This is a genomic window from Actinoplanes sp. NPDC051475 (genome assembly GCF_040689425.1).
Lineage (GTDB): Bacteria > Actinomycetota > Actinomycetes > Mycobacteriales > Micromonosporaceae > Actinoplanes.
The window spans coordinates 76787-90241 of record NZ_JBFAZZ010000016.1 but is presented as its reverse complement, the minus strand read 5'-3'; the positions used below and the strand labels follow the sequence as shown (position 1 = coordinate 90241).

Below are 13455 nucleotides of genomic sequence, written 5' to 3'. Positions count from 1 at the left end.
TCAGTCGACGCGGATCACGGCGGTACGGGCCAGCTTGTCGTGGACGCCCTGGTGCCGGCGGTCCACCAGGAGCCACACCGCACCCAGCGGGAAGTAGGCCAGCACGACCGCCCGGACCGCGGCCGCCATCCACGACAGACCGGGGGAACGCACGGCGACGACCCGCAGGCCCAGCAACGCCATGCCCGGGGTCCGGCCGGCGAGCGCCCAGAACAACGTGCTGTAGGCCGCCAGCATGGCCGGCAGCATGAGGAGGAAGGCCGATGCGGCGGAGCGGGTCACGTCGTGGATCTCAGTGCCCATGACCGAAGTGACCAGGCCGGCGAGGGCGGCGCCCGCGGTGAAGAACACGGAGACGATCAGCGCGTCCAGGGCGTACGCGATGGTCCGGCTGACCGGGCCGGCGTACTTCCGCTGCGCCGGGGTGCTCACAGGTCGGGAGGTGGCGCCGGTTCCGGCCGGGGGGCGCGGTGGAAGACGCGGAAGGTCAGCCTGTCGACTGCGGTGTCCCCGGCGTCGGCGCCGGCCCGCAGCCGGCCGACCAGCTCGTCGACCATGCTCTCGCGCTGCCCGCGGATCAGCGTCTGGATCCGTTCGGGCTCCTTCTCCAGCAGCAGCAGGACGTCGTCCAGCACGGCCCGCACCACGGGGCGGAGCAGCCGCTGGAGCTGGCGGTCCACGACCCGGTCGATCAGCGGGGACGCCGCGACGGCGGTGACCGCGGCTTCGGCCGCCTCCGTGGTCCGCCGCCGGTAGCGCGCCCGCTCCACGGCCCCTCGTTCGGCGAGCTCGGTGAGACGTTGCCGCCGCCACTCCGCGGCCCGGCGCAGCTCGCGGATCAAGCCGGCCGTGGCCTCCTCCGCCGCCACGGCGGTCCCCAGTGCCGCATCGCCCCACCGGGCGAGCCCGAGGGGTGACCGGTCAGTGGTCGCATGCTGGTCATCCGTGGTCGTCATGGCTTCACGGTGCCGCGTCGTGCCGGGAATGGAGCCACCCGCCAGGGATGACTCCGATGGCACACACGAAAGCGGATGCAGCCGGACGTGAATCCGGCTGCATCCGAGGGCGTGGTCGTCAGCGGCGTCGCCGGGACACACGTCGTGCCGTGCGGCGGCCCGTGCGCCGGGCCACCCGGCGGGATCCGAACATGTCCGTACCTCCTTCTGCGTGGGCAGCGGCGCTATCGGGCGGCCGCCGTCTCGAGATCGTGCAGCTCCTTGGCCTCCTCCGCGGTCGCCAGGCCGATGCCGACCAGGTCGAGCGGGCTGATGAAGCCGTCGCCGATGCGGTAGCCGCCGGCCCGCGCGATGGCGTCGCGCAGCGGTACGGCCCAGTGGTGCTCGATGAGGAGCAGCGCCGCGGCGGTGTCGGCGGGGATCTCCGCGATGATGTCCCAGGCGTCCGCGTCGGTGAAGGCCTGCAGGCCCTGCGCCGCCGCGGTCTCGGCGCCGGCGGCCGCACCGGCCTCCGCGCCGGCCTCCCCGTCGATGCCGAGCCCGACTAGTGCACCGATCTTGCTGCCGAGCTCCACGGCCTCCTGCGTGGAGAGGTTGCTCAGGTGCTCGACCTCGATCTCGCCCTGCGAGTCCTTGTAGACGGCGAGCGCGTCGATGACGCGTACGGTGTCGCTCTTGCGGAGCCGCTCCAGCTCCGCGATGACCTCTCCATGGAAGTTCGGATGATTGAAGCCGAGCACGATCATCTGGACCGGACCGATGGCCATCTGCTGGCTCTCCTTCCTGATCGGACAGAACCGTGGGTGGGTGTCACCCCACGCCGATCCTTCGAGCCGGCGCCGGATGCCACCTCATCCAGGGTGGATGACCTGGACCCGGATGAGCTCGACCCCGGACCGGTCCAGGCGGATCAGCAGCCGGCGCAGTTCCTCGGTGGTGAGCCGGGCGTGGATCGTCGAGTGCCGGGGGACGGCCTCGCAGCGCACGCCGGCGAAGGCCGAGCGGAGCACCGGGCCGAGGAAACCCTCTACGCAGATCTCGTACTGCACGCCCATCGGGGACACAGCCTCCGTCGTTTCGCTGACGAGTAAGACTCTTCCACCGTGCCCGCGCGCCGGCGTCCCGGCTTCATTCGTGCGGAATGAGGCCCGCCGGGGGACCGCCTGACTGACTGGGTGGGACCAGTTCTGCGAAGGGATGTGTACGAATCATGTCTACCCTCGTCGCCATCGGCTACCCCGACGAGACCACCGCGACGGCCGCGTCGCTGGAGGCTCAACGGCTGACCAAGGACCTCATCATCCAGCCCGACGCGATCGCGGTGATCATCCGTGACCGCGAAGGCAAGTTCCACGTCACCACCAATCACAACGCGGTGGGTGGCGGCGCCACCTGGGGGATGTTCTGGGGGCTGCTGTTCGGCATGCTGTTCTTCATCCCCTTCCTGGGGATGGCCGTCGGCGCCGGCCTCGGTGCCCTGATGGGCAAGATGAGCAAGGGCGCCATCAACAAGGAGTTCCAGTCCCAGGTACGCGACCTGCTCCAGCCCGGCACGTCGGCGCTGTTCCTGGTGGTCGAGCAGGTGACGCCCGACAAGGCCGTCGAGGGACTGTCCCGGTTCGGCGGTACGGTGCTCAAGTCGTCGCTGTCCAAGGAGACCGAGGCAGAGCTGCAGGAGGCGCTGCACGGTGGTGACGAGCGCCGGCGGGCCGACCAGGAGGCCGCCACGCCGGCCCCGTAAAGGGCTCGAGCAGGATGCCGGCCGGCATGGGCCCCGGCCGGCATCCGGCGTTCCGGATCCGTTCATCCCCGTGAGATGACGTGCGCACCGGTGCCGCCGGTGACGCTCGGGACATGAGACGCATTCCGAAGTGGATCGCCATCGCGGCGGTGTCCGCACTGTTGGGTGCCGGTGGATGTGGTACGGACCAGCCGCCGGTGTGCGACAGCCTCGCCGCCGTGCAGGCCACGATGAACCAGGTGCGGAACGCGAACGTCGCCGAGAACGGCCTGACGTACCTGGAGACGAACCTCCAGCAGCTCAAGCTGGACCTCCGGCAGCTCGCCACCGACGCCACGGCGCAGTTCGCACCGGAGGTCGAGGTGGTGCGGGCGGCCGCGAACCAGTTCTCGGCGAGCCTGGACACCGCCCGCGCCGATCTGGACGTCACGGCTCTGGCCGGCGTACGGGCGACGCTGGGCACCCTGCAGAACAGCGTCCGCAACCTCGGCGACGCGATGTCGGGTACCTGCTGAGGTCGGTGGCCGACCGGAAGGGAAAGGCGATGACACAGCGCACGGTGGAGCACAGCGAGGCGACGGCATGGGTCGCCTGGGTCCTGCTCGGCGCGGTCATGCTCGTCATGCTGGGGACGGTGCACATCTGCACCGGCCTCATAGCCCTGATCCGTCCCGAGGTCCTGGCCGGCGGTCGCGCCGATCTGCTGCTGCCCGTAGGGCTGACGGCGCTGGCCTGGATCCACCTGGTGCTCGGCGCCGCGGCCGTGGCCGCGGGCGTGGGACTCGCGGCGGGGCGTCGCTGGGCGCGGATCGTCGCGATCGTGCTGGCCGGTCTGGCCGCGCTGGTGAACTTCGCCTTCGTCGGCAGGTATCCGGTGTGGTCCGTCACGGCCATCGCCATGACCGCCATCGTGATGTACGCGGTGGCCGCCCACGGGGCAGAGGTGGCCGACGCCCAAGGCCACTCGTGACAGGGGAGGCCGGCATGTGGGGAAGGCGGATCGCGCGCCGGATGCCGTGGGCCCGGATGCCGCTGCGCCGCGGCTCCGACCGCGTCCAGGCGTGGCTGACGTTCGTCATGGTCGTCACCATGGTCCTCGTCGCACCCTGGGCGATCTGGTGGGCGGGGCGGACCACCTACCGCGGGTCCGAGCGGGCGAGCGCGTGGGAGCGGCAGCACCACGTCCCGGTGCAGGCCGTCCTGCTGGACGACGCCTCCCTTCCGGGCGATGGGGGTGGCGCGGTCACCGTACGGGTGAACGCGCGCTGGACCGCACCGGACGGCGCGCTCCGCACGGCGACGATCTCCGCCCCCGAGGGCCTCCGGGCCGGCAGCACGCTGCCGATCTGGGTCGACGACCACGGGACCGTGGTACCGCGGCCCGGCCGGCGCAGCCCCACCGTGGACGCCGCGGTGGTAGGGCTGCTGGCCGCGGGCGGGCTGGCCACCTGCCTCGGCGGTGTCCGGCGGATCGTCGTCTGGCGGCTCGACCGGCGCCGCCTGCGCTCGTGGGAGGCGGAGTGGTTGGTCGTCGGCCCGCGGTGGAGCCGGCGATGATTGAGACCGGCACGGAGCCGGCCGGTGCCACCGGGCTGGGCCGCTGGATCCCCGGCTTCCGGACCGTGGCGGGCTACCGGCGGAGCTGGCTGACCAAGGACCTCGTCGCGGGCCTGGTCCTGTCGACCCTGCTCGTGCCGCAGGGCATGGCGTACGCGGAACTCGCCGGTCTGCCCCCGATCACCGGCCTGTACACCACGGTGTTCGGCCTGCTCGGCTACGCCCTGTTCGGGGCCTCCCGGATCCTCGTGGTGGGCCCGGACTCCTCGCTCGGGCCCATGATCGCCGCGGTGCTCATCCCGATCGTCGGCTCGGGCGGCGACCCGGTCGTGGCCATGGGGCTGGCATCGATGCTGGCGCTGCTGGTCGGCCTGACCATGGCCGCGGCCGGCATCGCGAAGTTGGGCTTCATCGCCGACCTGCTGTCCAAGCCGACGCAGATCGGCTACATGAACGGCCTCGCCCTCACCATCCTGGTGGGGCAGCTGCCCAAACTGTTCGGCTTCTCGGTCGACGCCGACGGCGTCATCGGCGAGGCGGCCGGCTTCCTCCGCGGGCTGGCCGCGGGCGACGCCGTCCCGGCCGCGCTCGGGGTGGGCCTGTTCACCCTGGTCGTCATCGTCGCCCTGCAGCACTGGCTCCCCAAGGTGCCGGCGGTCCTGATCGCCGTGGCCGGTGCGATCGCCGCCACCTGGCTGCTGGACCTGGGCGAGCGGGGCGTGCACCTCGTCGGCCCGCTGCCGGCCGGCTTCCCGCCGCTGACGCTGCCGCACGCGTCGTGGTCACAGCTCGTGCTCCTGCTGGTCGGCGCGGTCGGCATCACCGTCGTGTCGCTGACGGACACCATCTCGACCGCGTCGGCCTTCGCGGCCCGGTCGGGGCAGGAGGTCCGCGCCGACCAGGAGATGAAGGGTGTCGGCGCCGCCAACATCGCGGCTTCCTTCTTCCAGGGTTTCCCGGTCAGCACCAGCGGTTCGCGCACCGCGGTCGCCGAGCAGTCCGGTGCGCGTACCCAGCTGACCGGCGTGGTCGGGGCGGCCGTCATCCTCCTGATGCTCGTGCTCGTCCCGGGGCTGTTGCGGGACCTGCCGCAACCGGCGCTCGGCGCGGTGGTCATCGCCGCGTCGCTGTCGCTGGCCGACATCCCCGGCACGGTACGGCTGTGGCGCCGGCGCCGCCTCGAGTTCCTCGTGTCGATCGCGGCGTTCCTCGGCGTGGCGCTGCTGGGCGTTCTCCCGGGCATCGGCATCGCCGTCGGGCTGTCGGTGCTCAACGTCTTCCGCCGGGTGTGGTGGCCGTACCAGACCGAGCTGGGCCGGCCGCGGACCGTGCAGGGCTACCACGACGTGCGCTCGTACCCGGACGCCGAGCGCCTGCCGGGGCTGGTGATGTTCCGCTTCGACGCGCCGCTCATCTTCGCCAACGCCCGGGTCTTCCGGGACCAGGTCCGGCGGCTGGCCCGCCGGGACCCGGCACCACGCTGGATAGTGGTGGCGGCGGAGCCTGTGACAGACGTCGACACCACCGCCGCGGACATGCTCGAGGCTCTCGACCGCGAGCTCAACGCCCAGGGGACGGCGCTGGTGCTGGCCGAGCTGAAGGATCCCGTCCGGCGCAAGATCGACCGGTACGGCCTGGCCGGCCCGCTCGACCCGGCGCACTTCTTCCCCACCCTGGACGAGGCCGTGGCCGCGTACCGGGCGCAGACCGGTGCCGCCTGGGAGCCCCGGTCATCCGTCCAGGGTGACGTGCCGCACACGGAGGGGCGGTGAGCATGGCGGCATGACGACTGCAGCATCCTCCGGGGCCGAGCAGCGACGGCTGCGTGAGGCCGGTACGACGGGCGCCGATTGGCGTCGATGGGGTCCCTACGTGAGCGACCGGCAGTGGGGGACGGTCCGCGAGGACTACAGCGCGGACGGGGAAGCCTGGTCCTATCTCAGCCACGACCAGGCCCGCTCTCGCGCGTACCGCTGGGGCGAGGACGGCATCGCCGGGTTCAGCGACGACGAGCAGCGGATGTGCCTGGCCGTCGCGATGTGGAACGGGCGCGACCCGATCCTCAAGGAGCGGTTCTTCGGAGTGACGAACGCCGAGGGCAACCACGGCGAGGACGTCAAGGAGTACTACTTCCACCTCGACGCCACACCGACGCACTCCTACCAGCGGATGCTCTACAAATACCCGCAGCGCGAATTCCCGTACGGCGACCTGGTCGCGACCAACCGGTCCCGGGGCCGCGCGGACTTCGAGTACGAGCTGCTCGACACCGGGGTGTTCGCGGACAGCCGCTACTTCGACGTCGTCATCGAGTACGCCAAGGCCGGCCCCGAGGACGTGCTGCTGCGGATCACCGTGCACAACCGCGGGCCGGAGCAGGCCGACCTGCGCCTGCTGCCGACGCTGTGGTTCCGCAACACCTGGTCCTGGGGCTCGAACGGCAACCGCCCGGCCCTGCGTGAGGTGCCCGGCGTGCCCGGGGCGTCCGTCGTCGCGGCCACCCACCATCGGCTCGGCGAGCGGTGGCTGCTCTGCCACGGCGCCCACCGGCTGCTGTTCACCAGCAACGACACCAACACCGAGCGGCTGTTCGGTACGCCCAACCCGTCGCCGTACGTCAAGGACGGCATCGACCGGTTCGTCGTCCACGGCGACGACACGGCGGTGAACCCGGCGGCGGCCGGCACCAAGGTCGCCGTCGACGTCGCGCTGACGGTGCCGGCCGGCGGCTCGGCGACGGTCCGCGTGCGGCTCACCGACGAGGCGGTCGTCCCCGGTGCGGCGGATGCGCGTATCCAGACGGACGGTTTCGACGAGATCGTGCAGCGGCGCCGGGCCGAGGCGGACGAGTTCTACCGTGACCTGCTCGCCCCGGAGCTCAGCGACGGTGAGCGGCAGGTGACGCGGCAGGCGCTCGCCGGGATGCTGTGGAGCAAGCAGTACTTCGGCTACGACGTCGAGCAGTGGCTCGCCGAGCACGGCCTGGACCCGCTGGAGGCGCAGGGCATCCGCAACGGCGACTGGTTCCACCTGCTCGGCCACGACATCATCTCCATGCCGGACACGTGGGAGTACCCGTGGTTCGCGGCCTGGGACCTCGCCTTCCACGCGGTGACGCTCGGCATGGTCGACCTCGCCTTCGCGAAGGAGCAGTTGGATCTGCTGTTGAGCCGGCGCTACCTGCATCCCAACGGCCAGATCCCGGCGTACGAGTGGAACTTCAGCGACGTCAACCCGCCGGTGCACGCCTGGGCCGCGTACCTGCTGTACGAGCTCGAGAAGTCGCGTACCGGGCACGGCGACCGGGCCTGGCTGGAGAACGCCTTCCACAAGCTCGCCAAGAACTTCACCTGGTGGGTGAACCGCAAGGACGTCGACGGCCGCAACGTCTTCCAGGGTGGCTTCCTCGGCCTGGACAACATCGGCGTCTTCGACCGCAGCGCCCCGCTGCCCACCGGCGGCCACCTGGACCAGGCGGACGGCACGGCCTGGATGGCGCTGTACTGCCAGAACATGCTGCAGATCGCGCTGGAGCTGGCCGAGGAGGACCCGGTCTACCTCGAGCAGGCGCAGACATTCTTCGAGCACTTCGCGTGGATCGCGGTCGCGGTCGGCCACACGGCCGGCAAGGCCGAGACGATGTGGGACGAGGAGGACGGCTTCTTCTACGACCTGCTGCGCCGGCCCGACGGCAGCGCGACGCGGCTGCGGGTCCGCTCGATGGTCGGACTGCTGCCGCTGGCCGCCGCCACGGTTCTGGGACCGCAGGTCACGGACAGATATCCGGAGCTGCTCGACGGCGCGAAGAACTTCATCGCCCGCCATCCGAGCGTGACCTCGGTGCTGTCCGAGGGCCGGTTCCTGGGCGAACGCGGCAACAGACTGCTGGCGCTCTTCGACGAGCCTCGGCTGCGCCGCATCCTGGCGCGCCTGCTGGACGAGAACGAATTCCTCAGCCCGTACGGCATCCGCTCGCTCTCGCGGCATCACGCCGAACACCCCTACGACCTGGAGGTGGACGGCCGCCGGTTCCAGGTGTCGTACCAGCCGGCGGAGTCCGACACCGGCATGTTCGGCGGCAACTCCAACTGGCGGGGGCCGATCTGGTTCCCCATGAACGCGTTGATGATCCGGGCCTTGCTCAACCTGCACGTCTGCTACGGCGACGACTTCACGGTGGAGTGCCCGACCGGCTCGGGGACGCGGATGACGCTCTTCGAGGTGGCGCGCGAGATCTCCGACCGACTGACGCGGATCTTCCTGCCGGACGACGACGGGCACCGGCCCTGCTACGGCGGCCAAGCCGTCTTCGCCGAGGACGAGCACTGGCGCGATCTCGTGACTTTCTCCGAGTACTTCCACGGCGACAACGGCGCCGGCCTGGGCGCCTCCCACCAGACCGGGTGGACCGGGCTCGTCGCGGTGCTCCCGCACCTGTTCGCCGGCCTGACCAGCGAGGACCTGCTCGAACGCGGCCTGACCGGCGTCCGACACGAGCGGTCCGGAAAGGACATCCGATGACCGGCTGGCCCTCGCACCCCGTCGTCTACGAGGTGAACACGGTGCCCTGGCTGACCGCGCTGCGACAATGCCTGGGACCCACGACGACGCTCGCCGACGTGCCGGCGAGGGTCTGGGACGAGCTGGCGCCGGTGGGAACCAACGCCGTGTGGCTGATGGGCGTGTGGGAGCGCAGCCCGGCCGGGCTGGACATCGCCCGGCACGACGCCGCGCTCCAGGACTCCTTCCGTACGGCGCTCCCGGGTATGCGACCGGACGACCTCGTCGGCTCGCCCTACTGCGTACGCCGGTACGTGGTGGACGAGCGCCTGGGTGGCCCGGAAGCGCTCGCCGTGGCCCGGGCGCAGCTCGCCCGGCGCGGAATGCGCCTGATCCTCGACTACGTGCCGAACCACGTCGCCCCCGACCACCCGGCTGTGACAGCACGTCCGGACTGGTTCGTGCAGGGCACCCGCGACGAGCGGGACAAGGATCCCGCGGCGTGGTGCGACATCGGCGGGCGGGTGCTGGCCCACGGCCGCGATCCGTACTTCGCCCCCTGGCCCGACGTCGTGCAGCTCGACGCCTACAACGGCGGCATGCGACAGGCGACCGCGGAGGTCCTGGGCGAGATCCTGAGCCAGTGCGACGGTGTCCGCTGCGACATGGCGATGCTGCTCACGAACGACGTGTTCGGCAAGACCTGGGGCGCGCACGCGGGTGCCGCGCCGGCCGAGGAATTCTGGCCGGTGGTGATCGGCCAGGTACGCCGGCGGCATCCGGGTGCGGTCCTGATCGCGGAGGCGTACTGGGACATGGAGTGGACGCTGCAGCAGCAGGGCTTCGACTTCTGCTATGACAAGCGCCTCTACGACCGCCTCGCGCACGAGGACGCCGCAGCCGTACGGATGCACCTCGGCGCCCGCGTGGACTATCAGGAACGGCTCATCCGGTTCATCGAGAACCACGACGAGCCGCGCGCCGCGACCGCCCTGCCGGGTGGCCGGGACCGTGCCGCCGCCGTGGCCATCGCGACGCTTCCGGGCGCCACGTTGTGGCATCAGGGCCAGCTCGAGGGGAGCCGCATGCAGCTGCCGGTGTTCCTCGGCCGGCGCCCGGACGAGCCGGTCAGCAGCGACCTCGGCCGGTTCTATCATCGCCTGATCGCCGCGGCCGCCGTCCTGCGCCGGGGAAACTGGACCCTGCTGGGCGTCAACGGGTGGCCGGACAACCCCACCCATCGGGACCTGCTGGCCTGGGCCTGGCACGGCAGCCTGCTGCATCATCTGGTCGTGGTGAACCTCTCCGACCATGCCTCGCAAGGGCGCGTAGTGCTGCCGTGGGAAGCCCTGCGCGGTCACGACTGGCGACTCACCGACCTGGTGGAGGGGCAGGTCTACCGGCGTGACGGCGCCGAGCTCGCGGGCGCGGGACTCTACGTCGATCTGCCGCCGTGGGGCGCCCACGTGCTGGCCCTGGAGCCGCGCTGACCCGGTTCGGCCGCGTCCTGGAGCGGCTCGACCGCCTGCAGCGACGCCGGGCGGGCCTGGGGTTCCCGTTCGCCGTGCTCCGCAAGTACCTCGACGACGGCGGCGGCCGGGAGGCCGCACTCATCACCTACTACGGCTTCCTCAGCCTCTTCCCGGCGCTGCTGCTCGCGCAGACGGTCGTCACCCGGGCCCTGGCGCAGCGTCCGGAGCTTCAGCAACGGCTGATCCTCGCCATGGTGCCGCCGTCGCTGCAGTCCACGGTCACGAACGCGGCGACCGCCGTACCGGACTCGCCGGTGGCCCTCGCCGCCGGCCTGACCGGTCTGCTGCTGTCCGGAACCGGAGTGGTCTTCGCGGCGGCCCGCACGCTGAACCATCTCGCGGCCGTCCCGTACCGGCGGCGTACCGGCATGGTGTCCGGCCCGGTACGCGTGGTGGCCGCCCTGATCCTCATTCTGAGCGGCGTCGTGACCGTCGGTTGCCTCATCGTGGTGACCGCCGCGTATCCGGGCCTGCCGTGGGCGTCCCGGATCCTGGCGGTCGTGGGGGAGGGGACGATCGTCTTCGTCGTCCTGCTGCTCGTCGCGCGCCTGCTGCTGGCCCGTCCGGCGCCCGTGCGGGCGCTCTGGCCTGCCGCCCTGCCGGGCGCGGTCGCGGTGACCTGCACCCTGGAACTCGGCGCGGCCTTCCTGCCCGGGCTCGTCCGCCGTGCCGGCCCCGTCTACGGCGGCTTCGCGACGGTCGCCGGCATGTTCACGCTGCTGTACGTCCTTAGCAACGCCCTGGTGTTCGCGGCCGAGACAGCCGCGGTGCGCCAGGCCCGCCTGTGGCCGCGCGCGGTCGATCGGAGCCTGCCCACCGGGGCGGACGCTCATGCCCTCGAGCTGCTGGCTCGGGAGCAGGAGCGGATCCCCGACCAGCGGATCAGTTCCCGTCTCCTCCGGCCGCCGCCACGGAGAGCCGACCGCGGGGAAGCATCGCGGCCGCCACCAGCCCGATGAGGCCGGCCGCCGCCACGACGACCATCGCCAGCGCGTACGACCGCTCCGGCGTGGCCGTGAGGCCCGCGACGAGGACGGTGCCGGCCAGCGCCGCGCCCACGGAGGACCCGAGGTTGGACACGCTGCGCGACAGGCCTGAGATGTCTCCCTGCAGATCGTCGCCGAAGCTCGACTGCACGATGTTCACCGAAGGCGTCAGCATGGCGCCCAGTCCCAGCCCGATCAGCACGAGCCCGGGCACGAAGGCCCATACCCCGCTCGTACCGTTGACCAGGAACAGCCCGGTGACGATGCCGGCGATCGTGACGACGAAGCCGGCCACGATGACGGTCCGCGGGGCGCGCCGCTTCGCGAACCGCTCCGCGGCGAGCGACGACACCAGCAGCCCGGCGGTCGTCGCCGTGAAGATCAGGCCCGTCTCGACGGCGTTGTAGCCCCGCACCACCTGCAGGTACGCCGACACGGTGAACGAGACGCCCATGAGCATGAGCCATTGCACGTGCTGCGTGACCAGACCCAGGTTCGACGTGCGGTTGCGGAACAGCGCCATCGACAACAGCGCCTCCCGGCCCGCGCGCTCCTTGGCCCGCATCGACACGAAGAACCACGTCAGCACGAGCGCACCCCCGGCGAGCAGGCCGCTCATCAGCCAGAGGTTGTCGTCCGCCGCGAGTATGCCCGTGACGACGAGGATCAGACCGAGCGCGGACAGCACCGCGCCGCCGACGTCGAACGGCCGTGTCGGGTCCGGCGGGAGGGGGTCGCGGACCCAGCGCCGGCTCAGCACGACGATCACCGCGATGATGAGCGCCTGCAGCACGAAGGAGGCGCGCCAGCTGAACGCCGAGGTGATGAACCCGCCGATCAACGGTCCGGCCGCGGCGCCGATACCGCCCATCGCGCTGATCGCGCCGAAGGCCCGGGCCCGGGAGGTGACCTCGGTGAAGAGCAGGGTGGTGAGGATGTAGACGGGCGGGATCAGCAGCGCCGTGCCGACCCCCTCCAGGATCGAGTTGCCGAGGATCAGGACGCCGAGCCCCGGCGCCACCGCGCTCATCAGTGCGCCGATCCCGTAGACGACGAGGCCGGCGGTGAGGCACCGCTTGCGGCCGTACCGGTCGGTCAGCTTCCCGCCGGGGATCATCAGCGCCGCCATCACGAGCAGGAAGATCGTGATGGCGATCTGCACGCCCTGCACGGTCGTGTGCAGATCCTTGCTGATGTCGTTGATCATCACGTTCATGTTCGAGCCGGCGAAGCTGCAGATGAACTGCGCCAGCGCGAAGGGAACGAGGGCCCGGCGCAGCGCACCGGAGGGCCGTCCCGCCATGACCTGCTCAGCCATTCCGCACCGTCCTGCTCAGCTCGAAGGGTTCCGGTCCAAGGCAGAGTGCGCTTCGCGGAACGCGCCGGCATCATCCGCCGGGCATGACGCTCGCCCCGGCGTCCGGCGGGTCCCCGGTCGCTCACCCACGGCGGATGATGACCGCGCTCCGGCGCCCGGGTTTGCTCAGCACGGCGGTCCACGCCGATAGCGCACAGCGCCGAGGAGGTCACTATGACCGGGACATCCGCAGAGGTCGGCCGCGGCACCGCGGGCGGCTGGCCGGGCGCGGCCACCGAGCTCCGATCGATGCCGGTTCCCTGGTGGACCCTGCTGGCCACCGGGATCTGCGGCGTCGTCTTCGGCGCCGCGGTCCTCATCTGGCCGGACCTCTCGCTGCGGATCATGGCGGCGCTCGCGGGTGTGTGGCTGCTCGTCGCCGGCATCGCCCGGATCATCGGCGCGTTCCTGCCGAGCAATGGCGGCAGCATCGTCCGGCACGTCCTGTCCGGGATCGTCGGCATCGTGGTGCTCATCGCCGGCCTGGTCTGCCTGCGCGACCTCGTCAGCCGCCTGGCCGTCCTCGCGCTGCTCTTCGCGGTCACGTGGATCCTCAGCGGGCTCACCGGGATCCTGATCGGCCTGCAGCGGACCGGCTCGGCCCGCGTCGGCTTCGTCGCCGTCGGCCTGATCTCCCTGATCGCCGGCATCGTCTTCCTGGTGCTGCCGGACGTGTCGCTGACCATGCTCGTGGTGCTGACGGGTGTGAGCAGCCTGATCGTCGGCCTCGCCGAGGTCGTGCTGGCGCTGGTTCTGCGCAAGGCCCGTGCGGCGTGACCGCCCGAAGCATCCTGCAGTCTGTGAAGCGCGCCTCGGCGACCCCTGG

Annotated in this window: 14 protein-coding genes; 9 read left to right on the top strand and 5 right to left on the bottom strand. The window is 71.5% G+C overall.

What is annotated here, in order from left to right:
- From AB0368_RS29300 to AB0368_RS29285, 4 genes are all read right to left on the bottom strand, one after another.
- Window positions 1-432 carry an RDD family protein gene (locus AB0368_RS29300; protein WP_366157225.1) on the bottom strand — a complete coding sequence of 144 codons (432 nt, stop codon included), beginning with the start codon at window positions 430-432 and terminating at the stop codon, window positions 1-3.
- A complete protein-coding gene (locus tag AB0368_RS29295) occupies window positions 429-956 on the bottom strand; it encodes a hypothetical protein (protein ID WP_366157224.1) in 528 nt (175 codons plus the stop codon). Before AB0368_RS29295 ends, AB0368_RS29300 begins: the two co-directional genes overlap by 4 nt.
- A 224-nt stretch (window positions 957-1180) precedes the next feature.
- On the bottom strand, window positions 1181-1723 hold the full coding sequence (locus tag AB0368_RS29290) for a hypothetical protein (protein WP_366157223.1): 543 nt from the start codon (window positions 1721-1723) through the stop codon (window positions 1181-1183).
- Between the two features lie 84 nt (window positions 1724-1807).
- On the bottom strand, window positions 1808-2011 hold the full coding sequence (locus tag AB0368_RS29285) for a hypothetical protein (protein WP_366157222.1): 204 nt from the start codon (window positions 2009-2011) through the stop codon (window positions 1808-1810).
- A gap of 155 nt (window positions 2012-2166) precedes the next feature.
- On the opposite strand from AB0368_RS29285, the gene AB0368_RS29280 reads away from it, so the two are divergent.
- The 8 genes from AB0368_RS29280 to AB0368_RS29245 all read left to right on the top strand — a co-directional run bounded on the left by AB0368_RS29280 (window position 2167) and on the right by AB0368_RS29245 (window position 11245).
- A complete protein-coding gene (locus tag AB0368_RS29280) occupies window positions 2167-2697 on the top strand; it encodes a DUF1269 domain-containing protein (protein WP_366157221.1) in 531 nt (176 codons plus the stop codon).
- Between the two features lie 113 nt (window positions 2698-2810).
- Complete coding sequence (locus AB0368_RS29275) at window positions 2811-3212, top strand: hypothetical protein (protein WP_366157220.1); 402 nt, start codon at window positions 2811-2813, stop codon at window positions 3210-3212.
- Window positions 3213-3241: 29 nt separating this feature from the next.
- Entirely contained in the window at window positions 3242-3667 is a 426-nt protein-coding gene (locus AB0368_RS29270) for a hypothetical protein (protein WP_366157219.1), read from the top strand.
- A gap of 14 nt (window positions 3668-3681) precedes the next feature.
- Window positions 3682-4254 (top strand): hypothetical protein, encoded by a 573-nt coding sequence (locus AB0368_RS29265; RefSeq protein WP_366157218.1) that lies wholly within the window; start codon window positions 3682-3684, stop codon window positions 4252-4254.
- On the top strand, window positions 4251-6026 hold the full coding sequence (gene sulP, locus AB0368_RS29260; protein ID WP_366157217.1) for a sulfate permease: 1776 nt from the start codon (window positions 4251-4253) through the stop codon (window positions 6024-6026). Before AB0368_RS29265 ends, sulP begins: the two co-directional genes overlap by 4 nt.
- Before the next feature lie 10 nt (window positions 6027-6036).
- Window positions 6037-8775, top strand: a complete 2739-nt coding sequence (locus tag AB0368_RS29255; RefSeq protein ID WP_366157216.1) for a glucosidase — start codon at window positions 6037-6039, stop codon at window positions 8773-8775.
- Complete coding sequence (locus tag AB0368_RS29250; protein ID WP_366157214.1) at window positions 8772-10244, top strand: alpha-amylase family glycosyl hydrolase; 1473 nt, start codon at window positions 8772-8774, stop codon at window positions 10242-10244. The genes AB0368_RS29255 and AB0368_RS29250 overlap by 4 nt, the downstream gene beginning before the upstream one ends.
- Window positions 10208-11245 carry a YhjD/YihY/BrkB family envelope integrity protein gene (locus AB0368_RS29245; protein ID WP_366157213.1) on the top strand — a complete coding sequence of 346 codons (1038 nt, stop codon included), beginning with the start codon at window positions 10208-10210 and terminating at the stop codon, window positions 11243-11245. Before AB0368_RS29250 ends, AB0368_RS29245 begins: the two co-directional genes overlap by 37 nt.
- Here AB0368_RS29245 and AB0368_RS29240 read toward each other — a convergent pair.
- Window positions 11169-12590: an MFS transporter gene (locus tag AB0368_RS29240; RefSeq protein WP_366157212.1), complete on the bottom strand. Its 1422-nt coding sequence runs from the start codon at window positions 12588-12590 to the stop codon at window positions 11169-11171. The genes AB0368_RS29245 and AB0368_RS29240 overlap by 77 nt on opposite strands.
- A 213-nt stretch (window positions 12591-12803) precedes the next feature.
- On the opposite strand from AB0368_RS29240, the gene AB0368_RS29235 reads away from it, so the two are divergent.
- Window positions 12804-13406, top strand: coding sequence for a DUF308 domain-containing protein (locus AB0368_RS29235; protein WP_366157211.1), 603 nt, complete (start codon window positions 12804-12806; stop codon window positions 13404-13406).
- Window positions 13407-13455: the final 49 nt, after the last annotated feature.